This is a genomic window from Streptomyces sp. NPDC057424 (assembly GCF_042803315.1).
Lineage (GTDB): Bacteria > Actinomycetota > Actinomycetes > Streptomycetales > Streptomycetaceae > Streptomyces.
The window spans coordinates 15,691-34,434 of the sequence record NZ_JBHVCP010000072.1 but is presented as its reverse complement, the minus strand read 5'-3'; the positions used below and the strand labels follow the sequence as shown (position 1 = coordinate 34,434).

16 protein-coding genes are annotated in these 18,744 nt (G+C 72.8%); 12 read left to right on the top strand and 4 right to left on the bottom strand.

Annotated features, from left to right (window positions below; genetic code table 11):
• Window positions 1-49: 49 nt before the first annotated feature.
• Window positions 50-1,342 carry a DUF1015 domain-containing protein gene (locus tag ACFU3E_RS34405; RefSeq protein WP_384167416.1) on the bottom strand — a complete coding sequence of 431 codons (1,293 nt, stop codon included), beginning with the start codon at window positions 1,340-1,342 and terminating at the stop codon, window positions 50-52.
• A gap of 72 nt (window positions 1,343-1,414) precedes the next feature.
• Between ACFU3E_RS34405 and ACFU3E_RS34400 the strand changes: the two genes are divergently transcribed.
• The 4 genes from ACFU3E_RS34400 (at window position 1,415) to ACFU3E_RS34385 (ending at window position 5,504) form a co-directional block, all read left to right on the top strand.
• Window positions 1,415-2,446: an HAD hydrolase-like protein gene (locus ACFU3E_RS34400; RefSeq protein WP_384167413.1), complete on the top strand. Its 1,032-nt coding sequence runs from the start codon at window positions 1,415-1,417 to the stop codon at window positions 2,444-2,446.
• An 87-nt stretch (window positions 2,447-2,533) separates the two neighbouring features.
• Window positions 2,534-3,577, top strand: coding sequence for a FecCD family ABC transporter permease (locus tag ACFU3E_RS34395; RefSeq protein ID WP_384167411.1), 1,044 nt, complete (start codon window positions 2,534-2,536; stop codon window positions 3,575-3,577).
• A complete protein-coding gene (locus tag ACFU3E_RS34390; protein ID WP_384167408.1) occupies window positions 3,574-4,614 on the top strand; it encodes a FecCD family ABC transporter permease in 1,041 nt (346 codons plus the stop codon). Before ACFU3E_RS34395 ends, ACFU3E_RS34390 begins: the two co-directional genes overlap by 4 nt.
• Complete coding sequence (locus ACFU3E_RS34385; RefSeq protein WP_384167405.1) at window positions 4,611-5,504, top strand: ABC transporter ATP-binding protein; 894 nt, start codon at window positions 4,611-4,613, stop codon at window positions 5,502-5,504. Before ACFU3E_RS34390 ends, ACFU3E_RS34385 begins: the two co-directional genes overlap by 4 nt.
• Here the strand turns inward: ACFU3E_RS34385 and ACFU3E_RS34380 are convergent.
• Window positions 5,488-5,835 (bottom strand): sterol-binding protein, encoded by a 348-nt coding sequence (locus ACFU3E_RS34380; RefSeq protein ID WP_384167402.1) that lies wholly within the window; start codon window positions 5,833-5,835, stop codon window positions 5,488-5,490. The genes ACFU3E_RS34385 and ACFU3E_RS34380 overlap by 17 nt on opposite strands.
• Before the next feature lie 42 nt (window positions 5,836-5,877).
• Here ACFU3E_RS34380 and ACFU3E_RS34375 point away from each other — a divergent pair, with 42 nt between their 5' ends.
• The 5 genes from ACFU3E_RS34375 (at window position 5,878) to ACFU3E_RS34355 (ending at window position 11,162) form a co-directional block, all read left to right on the top strand.
• A complete protein-coding gene (locus ACFU3E_RS34375; protein WP_384167399.1) occupies window positions 5,878-6,156 on the top strand; it encodes a hypothetical protein in 279 nt (92 codons plus the stop codon).
• 52 nt (window positions 6,157-6,208) lie between these two features.
• Window positions 6,209-7,024, top strand: coding sequence for a TlyA family RNA methyltransferase (locus ACFU3E_RS34370; RefSeq protein ID WP_384167396.1), 816 nt, complete (start codon window positions 6,209-6,211; stop codon window positions 7,022-7,024).
• Window positions 7,021-7,926, top strand: a complete 906-nt coding sequence (locus tag ACFU3E_RS34365) for an NAD kinase (RefSeq protein WP_384167393.1) — start codon at window positions 7,021-7,023, stop codon at window positions 7,924-7,926. Before ACFU3E_RS34370 ends, ACFU3E_RS34365 begins: the two co-directional genes overlap by 4 nt.
• Window positions 7,927-8,107: 181 nt before the next feature.
• Complete coding sequence (gene recN / locus ACFU3E_RS34360; RefSeq protein WP_384167425.1) at window positions 8,108-9,826, top strand: DNA repair protein RecN; 1,719 nt, start codon at window positions 8,108-8,110, stop codon at window positions 9,824-9,826.
• 193 nt (window positions 9,827-10,019) lie between these two features.
• The gene (locus ACFU3E_RS34355; RefSeq protein ID WP_384167390.1) at window positions 10,020-11,162 is read left to right on the top strand and encodes a glycosyltransferase family 4 protein; all 1,143 of its coding nucleotides are present in this window, start codon (window positions 10,020-10,022) and stop codon (window positions 11,160-11,162) included.
• A gap of 6 nt (window positions 11,163-11,168) precedes the next feature.
• On the opposite strand, the gene ACFU3E_RS34350 is transcribed toward ACFU3E_RS34355, so the two are convergent.
• Complete coding sequence (locus ACFU3E_RS34350) at window positions 11,169-12,812, bottom strand: PucR family transcriptional regulator (protein ID WP_384167387.1); 1,644 nt, start codon at window positions 12,810-12,812, stop codon at window positions 11,169-11,171.
• A gap of 125 nt (window positions 12,813-12,937) precedes the next feature.
• Here ACFU3E_RS34350 and ACFU3E_RS34345 point away from each other — a divergent pair, with 125 nt between their 5' ends.
• Window positions 12,938-13,894: an LLM class F420-dependent oxidoreductase gene (locus tag ACFU3E_RS34345; RefSeq protein WP_384167384.1), complete on the top strand. Its 957-nt coding sequence runs from the start codon at window positions 12,938-12,940 to the stop codon at window positions 13,892-13,894.
• A gap of 21 nt (window positions 13,895-13,915) precedes the next feature.
• Here the strand turns inward: ACFU3E_RS34345 and ACFU3E_RS34340 are convergent, their stop codons facing one another.
• Window positions 13,916-15,718 carry a glycoside hydrolase family 15 protein gene (locus ACFU3E_RS34340; protein ID WP_384167422.1) on the bottom strand — a complete coding sequence of 601 codons (1,803 nt, stop codon included), beginning with the start codon at window positions 15,716-15,718 and terminating at the stop codon, window positions 13,916-13,918.
• Window positions 15,719-16,244: 526 nt separating this feature from the next.
• On the opposite strand from ACFU3E_RS34340, the gene ACFU3E_RS34335 reads away from it, so the two are divergent.
• Together ACFU3E_RS34335 and ACFU3E_RS34330 are read left to right on the top strand one after the other, a co-directional pair.
• Complete coding sequence (locus tag ACFU3E_RS34335; protein ID WP_384167419.1) at window positions 16,245-17,903, top strand: CTP synthase; 1,659 nt, start codon at window positions 16,245-16,247, stop codon at window positions 17,901-17,903.
• Between the two features lie 94 nt (window positions 17,904-17,997).
• Window positions 17,998-18,624: an NUDIX domain-containing protein gene (locus ACFU3E_RS34330; protein ID WP_384167381.1), complete on the top strand. Its 627-nt coding sequence runs from the start codon at window positions 17,998-18,000 to the stop codon at window positions 18,622-18,624.
• Window positions 18,625-18,744 lie beyond the last annotated feature (120 nt).

Sequence of the window (18,744 nt, the reverse complement as noted above, 5' to 3'; positions counted from 1 at the left end):
TGTGAAGCCGGGGCCCCGCCCCTTCTCCGTGCAAGCGCTGCCGGTCCTGTCAGAGGTCCAGCGCCCGCAGTACCAGACCCGTCGCCGGCTTCGGGCCGAACGACGTCGACTTGCGGGGCATCGTCACGCCCTGGCGGGCCAGGTCACGGACGACCTCCTCGCGGACCGGGTGCATCAGGACGGCCGTGCCGCCGTCGCGTTCCGCCTTCTCCACCGTGGCCGCCGTGTCGTGGATGTAGGCGATGTGGGCGGGGGAGTCCTCGGGGATGCGCCAGACGTGCTCGAGCAGCGTGGCGTGCAGGACCGTCGCGTCCAGGGTGCGCCAGGCCGCGGGGCGGTCGGCGGGGATCGTCCGGGCCAGCAGGTCCGGGTCCGGGTGGTCGACGAGGTGGAAGGCGCCGTCGCCGGCCAGCAGGAACGCGGTGCCGGCGCCGGCGGCGTCGGCCAGTGTGTCCAGGGCCTCGGGCAGGGGCACTTCGAGGCGGCGCACACGGAAGTGGCCCTCCAGGGCGGCCACGGCGTCGCCGACCGGCAGGTCGTGCAGGAGACGGTGGATGGCGCGGACCCGGAGGGGGTAGCGGGCCGTGTCGACGAGGAGGACCAGCCCGTGGTCCCAGGGGCTGGGGGAGGGGTGCTCCGTGCGGAGGCGGCGGTAGGTCGCCCAGCGGTGGTGGCCGTCCGCGATGAGGGCCTGGTGCCGGCCGAGGTCCCTCCGGACCGCGGCCAGGTCGTCGGGGGAGGTGACCGACCACAGGCGGTGGCGGAAGCCGTCCTCTGTGGTGGTGGCGAGGAGCGGAGGCCGGTCGGCGGTGCGCTCGATCAGGTCGGCCGTGCTGGTCGTCGAGCTGCCGCCGCGGTAGGTGAGCAGGAGGGGTTCGAGGTTGGCCGAGGTGGCGCGCATGAGGGCGGCCCGGTCGGCGACGACGTGCGGCATGACGTCCTCGTGCGGCAGCACCACCTGCTCGGCGGGATCCGACACACGCAGGGCGCCGATGATGCCGCGTTGCAGCATGCCGTTGCCGTCCTGCTGCTCGTAGACGTAGAGGCCCGGTTCCGGGTCGGTGGTCAGGACGCCCTCGGACAGCCAGCGGCGCAGGGTGTCGGCGGCCCGTTCGTTGCGGGCGCTGGGTGTGGCGGCCTGCGGGAGGATCAGGCGGACGATGTTGTGCGGGTCGGCGGACTCGAGGTGGTGCAGGCCGTCGGGGCGCACCACGACGTCGTACGGCGGAGATGTGACGGCGGCAAGGCTGCCGACCCGGTCGGGGTCGTAACGAAGGCCTCGGAACGGGGTGAGTTCCAGGCCTCGGTGCGTCGTTGCCTCCGAGTGACCTGCTGTGTTCATCAGGGCATCGTACGGCTGTCGGTGGCATGGGGGATGATCGGGGGAAAGCCGTCGAACGAGGAGCGATGCGGGATGAGCCGGAGCGTCAGGACGAGGCCCGAGGGCAGTGGGCAGGCCCTGAGCGAGGCGTACGACACGGCGCTGCTCGATCTGGACGGTGTCGTGTACGCGGGCGGGAGCGCGATCGCGCACGCGGTCGAGTCGCTGGCCCGGGCCCGGGAGGGCGGTATGCACCTGGCGTACGTGACGAACAACGCGCTGCGGACCCCGGACACCGTGGCCGGGCATCTGACGGAGCTGGGGATACCGACGGGCGCGGAGGACGTCATCACCTCGGCGCAGGCGGTCGCGCGGCTGATCAGCGAGCAGGTGCCGCAGGGCGCCCGGGTGCTGGTGATCGGTGGTGAGGGGCTGCGGGTCGCGCTGCGTGAACGCGGGCTGGTGCCCGTGGAGTCGGCGGACGACGATCCGGCGGCGGTGGTGCAGGGGTTCGGCGGGCCCGATCTGCCGTGGGGCCGCTTCGCCGAGGCGTCCTACGCGGTGGCGCGGGGCGTGCCGTGGTTCGCCTCCAACACCGACCTGACGATTCCGAGCGGGCGCGGGATCGCGCCGGGCAACGGAGCCGCGGTGGAGGTCGTCCGTATCGCCACGGGTGCCGAGCCGCAGGTCGCCGGCAAGCCACTGCCCCCGATGCACCGGGAGACCATCCTGCGGACCGGGGCGAAGCGGCCGCTGGTGGTCGGGGACCGGCTGGACACGGACATCGAGGGCGCCTTCAACGGGGAGGTCGACTCGCTGCTCGTCCTCACCGGTGTCACCGACGGCGCGCAGTTGCTGGCCGCGCCGCCGCAGCACCGGCCGACGTATGTGGACGCCGATCTGCGCGGGATGCTCGGCAGCCAGCCGGACGTCGTCGCGGTGGGCGAGGGCGGGTTCCGGTGCGGCGGCTGGACGGCGACGGCCGGTGCGGACCGGCTGGAGCTCGACGGTGAGGGCGAAGCTCTGGACGGGCTGCGCGCACTGTGTGCCGTGGCGTGGACGGCGGCCGGTGAGGGCGTGTGCGAGCTGGACGGGGGGAAGGCGCTGGCGCGGCTGGGTATCTGAGCGCCCGTCAGTGACCGGCCCGGGTACCAGGGGCAGGGCCGGGTATCCGAATCTTGCTCAAATGCGAGGGTAGGCTAACCTAACTGCGTGTTGGTCGAGAGTCCCCCCGAACAGCGCGCGGAGACCGCCCCCGCGCCCCCGACCCGACGGGCGGTACGAGCTTTCGGGCTGCTTCCGTCCGTGGCGCTCCTGGTTCTCTTCGCGCTGGCGAGTGTCGCGATCGGAGCGAAAGAGCTGTCTCTCGGGCAGGTCTGGCACGGCTTGTTCGAGGACTCGGGGACCTACGGGGACGTCGTCGTCGCGGAGCGGCTGTCGCGAACCCTGCTCGGTCTCCTCGCCGGCGCCGCCCTCGGCCTGGCCGGGGCGGTCCTGCAGGCCCTCACGCGCAATCCGCTGGCCGATCCCGGACTGCTCGGCATCAACGCGGGCGCGTCCGCCGCGGTCGTCACGGCCATCACGTACTTCGGTGTCACGTCGCTCACCGGGTACGTCTGGTTCGCGTTCTTCGGTGCGGCCGCGGTCGGGGCGCTGGTCTGGTTCCTCGGCGGCAGCCGGGGCGCCACGCCGGTGCGGCTCGCGCTCGCGGGTACGGCGGTCAGTGCCGCGCTGTACGGCTACCTCCAGGCCGTGATGATCACGGACGAGGCGGCGCTCGGCAAGATGCGGTTCTGGACGGTCGGTTCGCTGGCCTCGGCGACCGACTCGACCATCGAACAGGTCCTGCCGTTCCTGCTGACCGGCACGATCCTCGCGCTCGCGCTCGCCCGGCCGCTCAACGCGATGGCCATGGGCGACGACACCGCCAAGGCCCTCGGTGCCGACCTCAACCGCACCCGGGCGCTGTCCATGCTGGCCGCGACCGTGCTGTGCGGGGCCGCGACCGCCGCCTGCGGGCCGATCGTGTTCGTCGGGCTGATGGTGCCGCACGTCGTGCGTTCCTTCACCGGGCCCGATCTGCGCTGGATCCTGCCGTACGCGGCGATCCTGTCGCCCGTGCTGCTGCTGGGTGCCGACGTCATCGGCCGGATCGTGGCCCGCCCCTCGGAGCTCCAGGTGGGCATCGTCACCGCGATCCTCGGCGGGCCGGTGTTCATCTTTCTCGTACGACGGCGGAGGACGGCGCAGCTGTGAAGACCACCCATCGTGCCGTGCGGACCCCGGGCGGGCTCTCGGTACGCCTGGACGTGCGGGCCGTCACCGTCGTGCTCCTGCTGCTCGTCGCGGCGCTCGTGGCGAGTGTCGTGCTCATCGGCACCGGCGACTTCCCGATCCCGGCCGCCGACGTGCTGCGGACGCTGGTCGGCGAGGGCAACCCCGGCCAGGAGTTCATCGTCAGCGAGCTGCGGCTGCCGCGGGTCCTGGTCGGGCTGCTGGTCGGGGCTTCGCTCGGACTCGGCGGGGCCCTGTTCCAGGCCATCTCCCGCAACCCGTTGGGCAGTCCGGACGTGCTCGGTCTCGGACAGGGGGCTACGGCCGGGGCGCTCGTGGTGATCGTGCTGACCTCCGGCAGCGCCAACCAGGTCGCCGCCGGGGCGCTGGTGGGCGGCCTGGTGACCGGGCTCGCCATCTACGTGCTCGCCTGGAAGCGGGGCGTGCACGGCTACCGGCTGGTCCTGGTAGGTATCGGCGTCTCCGCGATCGTCACGGCGGTCAACGGCTATCTGCTGACCAAGTCCGACATCGTGGACGCGGCCCGCGCGGTCGTGTGGATGACCGGCTCCCTCGACGGCCGCGACTGGGACCAGGTGTGGCCGCTGCTCGCACTGACCGCCGTGCTGGTGCCGCTCGTGCTCGGGAACGCGCGCGGTCTGCGGATGATGGAGATGGGCGACGACGTGTCGTACGCCCTCGGGGTGCGGGTCGAGCGCGTACGGCTGCTGCTCATGGTGGCGGCCGTGCTGCTCACCGCGTCCGCCACCGCCGCGGCCGGTCCCGTCAGTTTCGTCGCGCTCACCGCGCCGCAGCTGGCCCGCCGCCTGACCCGCTCCCCCGGGCCGAACCTGCTGCCCTCGCTGTGCATGGGTGCGGCCCTGCTGGTCGTCGCCGACTGGGTCTCGCAACGGGCGTTCGGCGCCGAACAACTGCCCGTGGGCGTGGTCACCGGCGTGCTCGGCGGGGTCTACCTGCTGTGGCTGCTGGTCAGCGAGCGCAGGGCGGGCCGCATATGAAGACCGGCACGCGTCCCGAAAGCAGCACCAGCAGCGGACTGAACCACCGAAGGAGCCCCGTGAACCGCCTGTCCGCCGAGAACGTCACCCTCGCCTACGACCAGCGGGTCATCGCCGAGCAACTCTCGGTGGAGATACCCGACAACTCCTTCACCGTGATCGTCGGCCCCAACGCGTGCGGCAAGTCGACGCTGCTGCGGGCGCTGTCGCGGATGCTCAAGCCGAGCGAGGGCCGGGTGCTGCTCGACGGGCAGCTCATCCAGTCGATGCCCGCGAAGAAGGTCGCGCGGACCCTCGGCCTGCTGCCCCAGTCGTCCATCGCGCCCGACGGCATCACGGTCGCCGACCTGGTCGGCCGAGGCCGCTACCCGCACCAGGGCATCCTGCGCCAGTGGTCGGCCGAGGACGAGCGGGTCGTCCAGGAGTCCATGCGCCGGACCGGCGTCGGAGAGCTCGGCGACCGCTACGTCGACGAGCTCTCGGGCGGCCAGCGCCAGCGCGTGTGGATCGCCATGGCCCTCGCCCAGCAGACGCCGCTGCTGCTGCTCGACGAGCCGACGACGTTCCTGGACATCCAGCACCAGATCGACGTGCTGGACCTGTGCGCGGAGCTGCACGAGGAGCAGGGGCGCACGCTCGTCGCCGTGCTGCACGACCTGAACCACGCCGCCCGCTACGCCACCCACCTCATCGCCCTGCGCGGGGGCCGGGTCATCGCCGAGGGCGCGCCGAAGGACATCGTCACGGCCGAACTGGTCGAGGCGGTCTTCGGACTGCGCTGCCAGGTCATCGACGACCCGGAGACGGGCACACCACTGGTCGTGCCGGCGGCGCGCAGGGCCCGCGCCGAGAGCGCGGCAGGGAAGGCCGCGGCTACAGAAGCTTCCTGAGCTGGAACAGATCCCGCACACCCGCGTGCAGCCTCACCCGGCCGGAGCCCCAGGCCTTGGCGAAGTGCAGCTCGCCGCCGACCAGGGCCACCAGGTCGTCGCCGGTCATGGCGAGTCTGATCTCCGCCTTGCCGGGCGGCGGTCCCTGCACGGTGTCGTGCACCTCGATCCGCCCGCCGCGCATCCGGCCGACGAAGGTGACGTCCAGGTCCGTGATGTGGCAGCTCACCGAGCGGTCCAGGGCCGCGGCCTCGCGGACGTCCCCTTCGGCGCGCTGCATGCTGTCCGAGAGCTTGTCGAGTGCGCTGCGGCACTCCTCGATCGTGGCCATCGCGGTCGACGGTACCGCAGCGGTTCGCGGTAGCGTCGGGGCATGGACGACGCAGTTCCCGGGACCCCGCCGGCGGCGCAGGAAGAGCCCGCGTACGATCCCGCCGCCCCCGCCCCCCTGAACGTGCCGCGCACGCCCACCGGCGACGCCGGTGTGGACGCGGCCCTGGGCCGGCTCGGCGACGCGGACCACCTCGCCACGGACGGCCATGTCGAGGTGTACGAGGATGTACACCGGGGGCTGCGCGACGCGCTCACCGCGCTCGACGCCCGCCCGGGACCTCCGGCTCCCGCCCGTCACCCGACCACCACCCCTCAATGAGACCCTTCGGGTCCCCTCTGATCGCCGTACGGACCTAGGAGCTGAACCGAACGTGGCAGGAGTCGCACGCCGCCGTCTGGACGCGGAGCTGGTCCGCCGGAAGCTCGCGCGCTCGCGTGAGCATGCCGCGCAGCTGATCGCCGCCGGGCGGGTCTCCGTCGGCAAGACCGTCGCGACCAAACCGGCCACTCAGGTGGAGACCGCGGCCGCGATCGTGGTGGCGCAGGACGACAGCGACCCCGACTACGTCTCGCGCGGCGGCCACAAGCTGGCCGGCGCGCTGGCGGTGTTCGGGCCGCGGGGGCTGGCCGTCGAGGGGCGAAGGACGCTCGACGCGGGCGCGTCCACCGGCGGTTTCACCGACGTCCTGCTGCGGGCGGGCGCCGCCCATGTCGTCGCCGTGGACGTCGGATACGGACAACTCGCGTGGTCCCTCCAGAAGGATGAACGCGTCACCGTCAAGGACCGTACGAACGTACGCGAGTTGACGCTTGAAGCGATCGATGGGGAGCCAGTGGATCTTGTCGTGGGGGACCTGTCCTTCATCCCGCTCGGGCTGGTCCTGCCCGCCCTGGTGCGGTGCGTGAAGCCGGACGCCGACCTGGTGATGATGGTCAAGCCGCAGTTCGAGGTGGGGAAGGAGCGGCTGGGGAGCGGGGGAGTGGTGCGCAGCACCCAGCTGCGGGCCGAGGCGGTACGGGGGGTGGCCGAGAAGGCCTGGGGGCTCGGGCTCGGGGTGGAGGGCGTGACGGCCAGTCCGCTGCCGGGGCCGTCGGGGAATGTCGAATACTTTCTGTGGCTGCGGTCCGGGGCACCGGAACTGGACCCGGCAGAGGCAGACCGTGCAGTGGCGGAGGGGCCGCGTTGACCGAGAACCGAGCTCGTACTGTATTCCTGCTCGCCCACACGGGGCGGCCCGCCGCCGTGCGCAGTGCCGAGCTCGTGGTGAAGGGGCTGCTGCGCTCCGGGCTGGGCGTGCGCGTCCTGGAGGCCGAGGCCTGCGACCTGCCGCTGCCGGCGGAGGTGGAGCTGGTCAAGGAGGCCACTCCACAGTGCCTCGACGGGTGTGAGCTGCTCATCGTGCTGGGCGGCGACGGCACGCTGCTGCGCGGTGCCGAGTTCGCTCGGGCGTCGGGCGTGCCGATGCTCGGCGTCAACCTCGGGCGCGTCGGGTTCCTCGCGGAGGCCGAGCGGGACGACCTCGACAAGGTTGTCGACCGGGTGGTGACCAAGGCGTACGAGGTCGAGGAGCGGATGACCGTCGACGTCGTCGTGCACCGCAACGGGGACATCGTGCACACGGACTGGGCGCTGAACGAGGCGGCCGTGCAGAAGGTGTCCGCCGAGCGGATGCTGGAGATCGTCCTGGAGATCGACGGGCGGCCGGTGACGGGCTTCGGCTGTGACGGGATCGTGTGCGCGACGCCCACGGGGTCGACGGCGTACGCCTTCTCGGCGGGTGGGCCGGTGGTGTGGCCGGAGGTCGAGGCCCTGCTGATGGTGCCGATCTCCGCGCACGCGCTGTTCGCCAAGCCGCTGGTGACATCGCCGGATTCTGTGCTGGCTGTGGAGGTTCTGCCCCACATTCCCCCGGGCGTGCTGTGGTGTGACGGGCGGCGGACCGTGGAGTTGCCGCCCGGTGCCAGGGTGGAGGTGCGGCGGGGGGCGGTGCCGGTTCGGCTGGCCCGGCTGCACCATGCGTCCTTCACGGACCGGTTGGTGGCGAAGTTCGCGCTGCCGGTTTCGGGGTGGCGGGGCGCCCCTCATTAGAGTCGCTGCTCGTCGTCGGCGGGTGCGGGTGCTCCTGTGGCTTGTCGCGCCCGCGCGGCGGAGCCGCACATCGATACAGCCCCGCGCCCCTGACGGGCGCCACCACTCTCGTGGGTGACAGGGGTGGGCCGGTCGCACTTCGTGGCCCGGACCTCGTAAGGTCGTGTCCGTGTTGGAGGAGATGCGGATACGGTCGCTGGGCGTGATCGACGATGCTGTCGTCGAGCTGTCTCCCGGGTTCACCGCGGTCACCGGTGAGACGGGTGCGGGCAAGACCATGGTGGTCACCAGCCTGGGGTTGCTGCTGGGCGGGCGGGCCGACCCGGCGCTGGTGCGGATCGGGGCCGGCAAGGCCGTCGTGGAGGGGCGGATCACCGTCGCCCGGGACGCCACGGCCGCGGTACGGGCCGAGGAGGCCGGGGCCGAGCTCGACGACGGTGCCCTGCTGATCAGCCGTACCGTTTCCGCCGAGGGGCGCTCGCGGGCGCACCTGGGCGGGCGCGGCGTGCCCGTGGGCGTGCTGGCCGAGCTCGCCGACGAGCTGGTGGCCGTGCACGGACAGACCGACCAGCAGGGGCTGCTCAAGCTGTCCCGGCAGCGGCAGGCGCTCGACCGGTACGCCGGCGACGCGGTCGCCGGGCCGCTGGCGAAGTACGGCGAGGCGTACAAGCGGCTGCGGGCCGTCTCCGCCGAACTCGACGAGATCACCACCCGGGCGCGTGAACGGGCCCAGGAAGCCGACCTGCTGCGCTTCGGGCTCGACGAGATCGCCGCCGTGGAACCGCGCGCCGGCGAGGACGTGGAGCTGGCCGAGGAGGCCGAGCGGCTCGGGCACGCAGAGGCGCTGGCGTCCGCCGCCGCGGCCGCGCACGCGGCTGTCGCGGGCAACCCCGAGGACCCGGAGGGCGTCGACGCCGGGACGCTCGTCGCGGGCGCGCAGCGGGCCCTGGACGCCGTCCGGTCGCACGATCCGGCGCTGGCCGCGCTCGCCGACCGCATCGGGGAGATCGGGATCCTGCTGCGCGACGCGGCGGGCGATCTGGCGGGGTACGCCGACGACCTGGACGCCGATCCGCTGCGGCTGGCGGCCGTCGAGGAGCGGCGGGCCGCGCTCACCGGGCTGACGCGCAAGTACGGCGAGGACATCGCCACCGTGCTGGCCTGGGCCGAGCAGAGTGCCGCCCGGCTGACCGAACTCGACGGTGACGACGAGCGGATCGGGGAGCTGACCGCCGAGCGGGACGCGCTGCGGTCCGAACTGGGCGGGCTGGCACAGGCGTTGACGGACGCCCGGACGGAGGCAGCCGAGCGGTTCGCCGCCGCTGTGACCGCCGAGCTGGCCTCGCTCGCCATGCCGCACGCGCGGGTGTCCTTCGACATCCGGCAGACCGAGGACCCGGAGGGCGTCGAGGTCGGCGGCCGTCCGGTCGCCTACGGTCCCGCGGGTGCCGACGAGGTCGAGCTGCTGCTCGCCCCGCACCCCGGCGCGCCGCCCCGGCCGATCGCCAAGGGCGCGTCCGGCGGTGAGCTGTCGCGCGTGATGCTGGCCGTGGAGGTCGTGTTCGCGGGGACTGACCCCGTGCCGACGTACCTCTTCGACGAGGTCGACGCCGGCGTCGGTGGCAAGGCGGCGGTCGAGATCGGCCGGCGGCTCGCACGGCTGGCGAAGAGCGCGCAGGTCGTGGTCGTGACCCATCTCCCGCAGGTGGCCGCCTTCGCCGACCGGCAGCTGCTGGTCGAGAAGACCGACGACGGGTCCGTGACCCGCTCGGGCGTCAAGGTCCTGGAAGGCGAGGACCGGGTCAGGGAGCTGTCCCGCATGCTCGCCGGCCAGGAGGACTCCGAGACGGCCCGGGCGCACGCGGAGGAGCTGCTGGCGGCGGCCCGGGCGGACGGCTAGAGGGTTCTGCGGCGAGGCCGGGCGGGTCGCCCGATTTCACTCGTGTGGGTGACCCGGCCCGGCGCATTCCCCCGGTGGCGCGCCCCGCTGTCGCGCCGCGGGGGTTCCGGCGTTCCCGGAACCCCCGTATGTCCTGGCATCCTTGGCGGAGTACGCGCCGTGACCGCCCGACCCGAACCAGGAGCCCGGCCACGTGACCCCCGTGAGCAGCCACTCACCGCATGGCCAGTTGCCGCTGCGCACCGTGCAGGTGCTGGGCGGAGGCAATGCCGCCAGCAGTGCGCATGTGCGTTCGCTGGCCGCGGGGCTCGTCGCGCGGGGCGTGAAAGTCACGGTGTGCGCCCCCTATGAAGCCGATCGCGCCTACGACTTCAGCGGTGTCGGGGCCGACCATGTGCACGTGCCGCGCAGCAGCGACCCGGTGTCCGTGGCGGCCCTGCGAGCGGCCTGCGCCAACGCCGATCTCGTGCACGCGCACGGGCTGCACGCCTCCTTCCGCACCGTGCTCGCCCTCAGCGGGCGGCGCGTGCGTACTCCGCTGGTCGTGACGTGGCACGACCGGGCGCACGCCGACGGTGCGCGGGCCCATATGCTCCGCGTGCTGGAGCGACGGGTCGTGAAGGCCGCCACCGTGGTGCTGGGGACGACCTCGGCGCTCGTGGACCGGGCACGGCTCACCGGCGCGCGGGACGCACGGCTCGCGGCTGTCGCGCTCCCCGGACCCCGCAGGGCCCTCGAACCCGACGACCCCGACCGGCTGCGGCCCAAGGTGCGCGCCGAACTCGGCGCCATCGGACGGCCGTTGCTGATGGCCGTCGGCTCCCTGGAGCGCCACCGCGGATACGACGTGCTGCTGGACGCCGCGCGCGCCTGGCGCCGGCTCGATCCCGTGCCCCTGGTCGTCATCGCCGGGGAGGGGCCGCTGCGCTGTGAACTCCAGGGGCGCATCGAGGAAGAAGGACTGCCGGTCCGTCTCATCGGGCGGCGCGACGACATCACCGACCTGCTCACAGCCGCCGACCTCGCCCTGCTGCCGAGCCGCTGGGAGGCGCGCTCCGTCCTCGCCCAGGAGGCCCTCCACGCGCGCGTGCCGCTCGTCGCGACGGATGTCGGCGGCATCCCCGAACTCGTCGGTGACGCGGCCGAACTCGTCCCGTACGGGGACGCGAAGGCCCTCGCCGACTCCGTCGTACGGCTGCTCGGCGACCAGGCGCGCCGGGAACTGCTGACCGCCAAGGGTGCCCGGCAGGCCGCCACCTGGCCGACCGAGGACGAGACCGTCGCCCAGGTGCTCACCGTGTACGACGAGTTGACCCAGCCCCAGCCGCTCCCCTGAAAGCCCTCAGGGCACGTGCCTGCGGGCCCGCAGGGCCAGGCTCAGGGCCAGGACCGTCTGCGGGTCGTCGAGGTCCGTGCCCAGCAACTCCCCGATGCGCGCCAGGCGGTTGTACAGGGTCTGCCGGTTCAGATGCAGCTCCCGGGCCGTCTCCGCCTTGCGTCCCGCGTGGGCGAGGTACGTCGTCAACGTGGGCAGCAACGGCGGCCGGGAACGGCGGTCGTGCTCCAGGAGCGGGCCGAGGGCGCGGCCGACGAAGGCCGCCAGGTCCGGGTGGTCGCGCAGCCGCCACAGCAACAGGTCGATGTCGAGGCGGCGGGCGTCGTACCAGGGGCGGTCCGGCAGGCCCTGGGCCGCCGTGGCCGTCTCGGCCGCGTGCCGCAGGCCCGAGGCCGCAGCCGTCCAGCCGCCGGCCGTCCCCACGACCACGACGGGCGGCTGCCCGCCCGGCCGCGGCATCCCGGCCCGTCCCACACCGGCCCGCAGCGCCGCCGCGACCCGGTCCGCGACCGCCGCCCGCTCCGGCTCCCCACGCAGCCCGAGCAGCACCAGAACCCGGCCCTCCGCCGGCCGCACCCCGAGCAGCACCGGCACGCCCACCGTCGCCAGTTCCTCCGAGATCGCCCGGGCCGGCACGGCCCAGCTGCCGCCCGGGGACAGGGCGTCACCGAGCCGCATGACCACCGGCAGCAGCGGGCCCTCGCCAGGCCGGAACCCCAGCACGCGTGCCTGCGCCGGGGCGTCCTCGGCCGTGACCCGGCCCTCGGCGAGGTCGGTGAGGAAGTCGCCGCGCCCGCTCGCCGCCAGCTCCTCCTCCTGCCGCGCCTGCATCAGCACCACGGCCAGGATGCCCGCGGCCCGCTCGGCCGCCATCCGGTGCACCGGCGCCAGGGAAGCCCGCACGGGCAGCAGCACCAGCCGCGCCCGGACCCCGCCACTGCCCGGCCCGCCACCCGGCACGTCCACCAGGACCGAACCCGCGAGCGGCGGCTCGTCCTTGTGCTGCCCACGCAGCCCCTCCCACACCTGGAGGGGGCCCGCGCCCTCGGGACCGGCCCCGGCCGCGTACAGCAACTGCCCGTCCGCCGTCTCCAGGAACACGGGATTGCCGGCGAAGTCGGCCAGGATGCCGAGCACTTGGGGCACGCCGCCGCCGCCCAGCACCGCCTGCGTGCACCGCCGGTGCACCTCCTCGGCCCGCTGGAGCAGCGCGTAGTGGCCGTTGACGATCTCGGTGTGGACCTCCTCCGTGACCGTGACGAACGGCACCTCGCGGTGCAGTTGGACGAGCGGCAGCCCGGCCGTCCGTGCCGTGTCGACGAGGGCGGCGGGCAGCCGGGTGAAGCGCGGGCCGAGCTCCACGACCAGGGCCGCGATGCCGCGCTCGGCCAGGGTGCGCACGAACGCCCGCTGTTCGGCCGGGCGGGTGCCGAGGCCGTAGCCCGTCGTCAGCAGCAGTTCGCCGCCCTTGAGCAGGGAGGCGATGTGCGGCACCTCGCCGGCGTGCACCCAGCGCACGGTCCGGCCGAGCCGCTCGGCGCCCGCCAGCACCTCGGGCAGCCCGCTGCGCAGTCCCGGCAGCTCCAGCGCCCGCTGCACGGTGATTCCGGCTCCCTGGGTGTCGTAACCGCTGTCCGTCCCGCTGTCCATGTGCGGACGCTACCCGCGCGGGTGCCTCCCGGACATCTCCGGAGGGGCACCCAGACGATCAGCTCCCGTCTCCCGTGGCGCACCTCCCCGGAGTACGGCGTGATCGACCGGGTACGGGCGCTGTCATGGACATAAGCGTGGTCGCGGTGGGGCGGGAGGACGACACTCCGGCCGGGGAGCCGTTGCGGGTCGCGGTGCTCGCCGACCGGCTCGGGTACCGGGAGGTGTGGGCGGGGGAGGGACCCACGTGGGACTCGTTCGTCCTGGCGACGGCGATCGGCGCGGCCACCGAGCAGGTCGCGCTGACCGCCGGGCCCATGCCGGTGTCGGTGCGCGACCCGCTCACCATCGTGCGGGGCGCCGCCTCCACCGCGGCCGTCACCGGCCGGCCCGTCGGCGTGGCCCTGGGCACCTCCAGCAAGCGCGTGGTCGAGGGCGTGCACGGCCGGCCGCGCACCCGGCCCGCCGCAGCCCTGGAGGAGTCGGCCGAAACCGTGCGGGAGCTGATGGACGGCGTACCGGGCGAGCCGATCGTGCCCGGCAGCGGCTTCCTGCGCCGGCTGCCGCCGCCCGGAGGCATGGTCACCGTCGCGGCGTTCGGAGAGCGCGCCGTCACCGCGGCCGTCCGGCACGCCGACCGGATGCTGCTCGACATCGTCTCGCCCCAGCAGGTCCGGATGCTGCGGGCCCGGATGCTCGCCGCGGCCGAGAAGACGGGGTGTACGCCGCCGCGGCTGGCCGCCTGGCTGCCCGCCGCCGTGGAGCCGGAGCCGGAGTCGCTCGCCCAGGTCCTGCGCAGCGTCGTCGGCTACCTCGCTGTGCCGGGCTACAGCGACATGTTCGTCGACGCGGGGTTCGCCGAGGTCGTCGAGCTGGCCGCCAAGGGCGCCGACCCGGACACCCTGCTGGAGGCCCTGCCGCCCGAAGCAGCCGGCACGGTCGCCCTCGTCGGCGACACCGATACCGTCCGCGCCCGCATCGCCGCATACGCCGAGGCGGGACTCGACGAGATCGCCCTCGTCCCGGCCACGGCCGGGGACTCCGCGGGGGAGCGCACGCTCACGGCCCTCAGGCCGGAGTGACACCCCCGCGGGACGCCCCGCTCAGCCGCCGTACGCGCCCGAAGCCGTCAGACGCAGGGCCGTGTCGATGAGCGGCACATGGCTGAACGCCTGCGGGAAGTTGCCCACCTGACGCTGCAGGCGCGGGTCCCACTCCTCGGCCAGCAGGCCGAGGTCGTTGCGCAGGGCCAGCAGCTTCTCGAACAGCTTGCGAGCCTCGTCCACGCGGCCGATCATCGCCAGGTCGTCGGCCATCCAGAACGAGCAGGCCAGGAACGCGCCCTCGTCACCGGGCAGGCCGTCGACGCCCTCGTCGCCGCCCGAGGTCGGGTAGCGCAGGATGAAGCCGTCCGGCGTGGACAGCTCCCGCTGGATCGCCTCGATCGTGCCGATGACCCGCTTGTCGTCCGGCGGCAGGAAGCCCATCTGCGGGATCAGCAGCAGCGACGCGTCCAGCTCCTTCGAGCCGTACGACTGCGTGAAGGTGTTGCGCTCCTTGTCGTAGCCCCGCTCGCACACGTCCCGGTGGATGTCGTCGCGCAGCTCCCGCCAGCGCTCCAGCGGGCCGTCGGCGTCGCCCGACTCGATCAGCTTGATCGTGCGGTCGACCGCGACCCAGGCCATCACCTTGGAGTGGACGAAGTGGCGGCGCGGGCCGCGCACCTCCCAGATGCCCTCGTCCGGCTCCTGCCAGTGGTCCTCCAGGTAGCGGATCAGCTTCAGCTGGAGCAGCGAGGCGTAGTCGTTGCGCGCGAGGCCCGTCATGTGGGCCAGGTGCAGGGCTTCGGTGACCTCGCCGTACACGTCCAGCTGGAGCTGGTGGGCCGCGCCGTTGCCGACCCGGACCGGGGCGGAGTTCTCGTAGCCCGGCAGCCAGTCCAGCTCCGCCTCGCCCAGCTCGCGCTCGCCGGCGATGCCGTACATGATCTGGAGGTTCTCCGGGTCGCCGGCCACGGCCCGCAGCAGCCACTCGCGCCAGGCGCGGGCCTCCTCGCGGTAGCCGGTACGCAGCAGCGAGGACAGCGTGATCGCCGCGTCGCGCAGCCACGTGTAGCGGTAGTCCCAGTTGCGCACGCCGCCGATGTCCTCCGGCAGGGAGGTGGTCGGCGCGGCGACGATGCCGCCGGTCGGGGCGTACGTCAGCGCCTTCAGCGTGATCAGCGACCGGATCACGGCCTCCCGGTAAGGGCCGTGGTACGTGCAGTGGTCGACCCACTCGCGCCAGAAGTCCTCCGTCGCCTCCAGCGACTGCTCCGGCTCGGGCAGCGGCGGCGGCTCCTTGTGCGAGGGCTCCCAGGAGATCGTGAACGCGATCCGGTCACCCGGCGCGACCGTGAAGTCCGCGTACGTCGTCAGCGACTTGCCGTAGGTCTCCGCGGATGTGTCGAACCACACGGAGTCGGGACCCGCGACGGCCACCGTGCGCCCCTCGTGCTTGTGCACCCACGGCACCACCCGCCCGTAGGAGAACCGCATCCGCAGCGCCGAGCGCATCGGCACCCGGCCCGAGACGCCCTCCACGATCCGGATCAGCTGCGGGGCGCCGTCACGCGGCGGCATGAAGTCGGTCACCCGGACCGTGCCCCGCTGCGTGTCCCACTCGGACTCCAGGACCAGCGAGTCGCCCCGGTAGCTGCGCCGCGCGGCGGTGGGGGGCTGCTGGTCGGAGGCGTACGCGGGTCCGAGCCGCCAGAAGCCGTGTTCCTCGGTGCCCAGCAGGCCGGCGAAGATGGCGTGCGAGTCGAAGCGGGGCAGGCACAGCCAGTCCACTGTGCCGTCCCGGCAGACCAGCGCGGCGGTCTGCATGTCTCCGATGAGTGCGTAGTCTTCGATGCGCCCGGCCACGTGCAACTCCAGTCGAACGGCCACGTCACCCCACGAGGGGGCTGTCGCTAGTGCGGTCAAGGGGGGTTCAGCAGGTCTTGCAATGCGTCGTTGAGCGATGAAGCAAAACAGGTCACTCAGCCGTGACGCAAAGCGCCAATTGTTACTCAACGAACTGACGAGCTCACGTTGTTCCGGTGCTTACGGGCGGGGGGTGGTGCCGTTGGGCCGGACGGGCTCGGCAGCGAGTGTCCGAGCAGGATACGACGCACGCGGATGATCCGGGGGCCCGTCCCGGCAAGGCGAGTACGCCGAACGAGTGAGCAACGGGTGAGAGAGCGGTGACGGTGATCGTCTCCGTGTCGGGATGTGTGCGGAGCGTGGCCGGAAGCCATCGCCCCGCGGCGCTGATACGCTGGTAGCCCGTGGACCGGTGGGCCCCTTCCCGACAGGGAACCCCCGAACCGCAGCGACGGCACCCCGGAGATTTCCGGCGGGCAGCCGCACCGCACCCCCAGACCGCGACCACGGGAGCCCCGCCTTGGCCATGCCGCCCGCCGTTTTTCGTAACTCGACGACCAAGCACATCTTCGTCACCGGGGGTGTCGTCTCCTCGCTCGGCAAGGGCCTGACGGCCTCCAGCCTCGGCATGCTGCTCAAGGCCCGCGGTCTGCGCGTCGTGATGCAGAAGCTCGACCCGTACCTGAACGTGGACCCGGGCACGATGAACCCCTTCCAGCACGGTGAGGTGTTCGTCACCAACGACGGCGCCGAGACCGACCTGGACATCGGCCACTACGAGCGCTTCCTCGACCGCGACCTCGACGGCTCCGCCAACGTGACCACCGGCCAGGTGTACAACACGGTGATCGCCAAGGAGCGCCGCGGCGAGTACCTGGGCGACACCGTGCAGGTCATCCCGCACATCACCAACGAGATCAAGCACCGCATCCGCCGCATGGCGACGGACGAGGTCGACGTCGTGATCACCGAGGTGGGCGGCACGGTCGGCGACATCGAGTCGCTGCCGTTCCTGGAGACGGTCCGCCAGGTCCGCCACGAGGTCGGCCGTGACAACGTCTTCGTCGTCCATATCTCGCTCCTGCCGTACATCGGCCCCTCGGGTGAGCTGAAGACGAAGCCCACCCAGCACTCGGTTGCGGCCCTGCGCAACATCGGTATCCAGCCGGACGCGATCGTGCTGCGCTGCGACCGTGAGGTGCCCACCGCCATCAAGCGGAAGATCTCGCTGATGTGCGACGTCGACGAGGCCGCCGTCGTCGCCTGCCCCGACGCCCGCTCCATCTACGACATCCCGAAGACCGTGCACGGCGAGGGCCTGGACGCCTACGTCGTCCGCAAGCTCGACCTGCCGTTCCGGGACGTCGACTGGACGACCTGGGACGACCTGCTCGACCGCGTCCACAACCCCGACCACGAGATCACCCTCGCCCTGGTCGGCAAGTACATCGACCTGCCCGACGCCTACCTGTCGGTCACCGAGGCCCTCCGGGCCGGCGGCTTCGCCAACCGGGCCCGCGTGAAGATCAAGTGGGTCACCTCCGACGACTGCAAGACCCCGGCCGGTGCTGCGGCGCAGCTCGGCGACGTCGACGGCGTCTGCATCCCCGGCGGCTTCGGCGACCGCGGTGTGCTCGGCAAGGTCGGCGCGATCAAGTACGCCCGCGAGAACAAGATCCCGCTGCTCGGCCTCTGCCTCGGCCTGCAGTGCATCGTGATCGAGGCCGCGCGCAACCTGGCCGGCATCACGGACGCCAACTCCACCGAGTTCGACCCGGCCACCTCCCACCCGGTCATCTCCACCATGGCCGAGCAGCTCGACATCGTCGCCGGTGAGGGTGACATGGGCGGCACCATGCGGCTCGGTATGTACCCGGCCAAGCTGGCCGAGGGCTCGATCGTGCGCGAGGTGTACGACGGCAAGGAGTACGTCGAGGAGCGCCACCGGCACCGCTACGAGGTGAACAACGCCTACCGCGCCGAGCTGGAGAAGCAGGCGGGCATCCTGTTCTCCGGCACCTCGCCGGACGGCAAGCTCGTCGAGTACGTCGAGTACCCGCGGGACGTCCACCCGTACCTGGTCGCCACGCAGGCCCACCCGGAGCTGCGCTCGCGGCCGACGCGTCCGCACCCGCTGTTCGCCGGGCTCGTCAAGGCCTCGGTCGAGCGGAAGATTTCGAAGTAACACACCAGTTGTACGGTGGCCGGGGTGCATCCCTTCAAAGGGTGTGCACCCCGGTTTCGTTTCGGCAGGTCGTGTGGCACGTGGAAGGACAGGCATGACGATCAAGGACACCCCGGAGGAGTGGGAGATCCGGGCGACTCAGACTCCCTTCGTGGGCAACAAGACCTCCGTCCGCACGGACGACGTGGTCATGCCCGACGGCACCGTGGTCGGCCGTGACTACCAGGTCCACCCCGGCTCCGTGGCCGTCCTCGCCCTCGACGAGTCCGACCGCGTCCTGGTCCTGCGCCAGTACCGCCACCCCGTGCGCCACCGGCTGTGGGAGATCCCGGCCGGACTGCTCGACGTCCCCGGTGAGAACCCGCTGCACGCCGCGCAGCGCGAGCTGTACGAGGAGGCACACGTCAAGGCCGAGGACTGGCGGGTGCTGACCGACGTCTACACCACGCCCGGCGGCTGCGACGAGGCCGTCCGGATCTTCCTCGCACGCGACCTTTCCGAGGCCCAGGGCGAGCGTTTCGCCGTCGAGGAGGAAGAGGCCGACATGGAACTCGGCCGGGTGCCGGTCGAGGACCTCGTGAGGGGCGTGCTGGCCGGCGAGCTCCACAACAACTGCCTGGTCGTGGGCGTGCTCTCCCTGGTGGCCGCCCGGGGCGGCGACGGCCTGGACGCCCTGCGCCCGGCTCAGGCGCCGTGGCCGGCGCGTCCGTTCGAGGCGTAGGCGCTCCGCCGGGGGTGCCGCGACAGGTGGGTGCCGCGAAGGCCGTCGGCCGGGTGTGGCGCCGCCGTGGCTGGTCGCGCAGTGCCCCGCGCCCCTTGCATGCGCGTATCCCGACGCTGT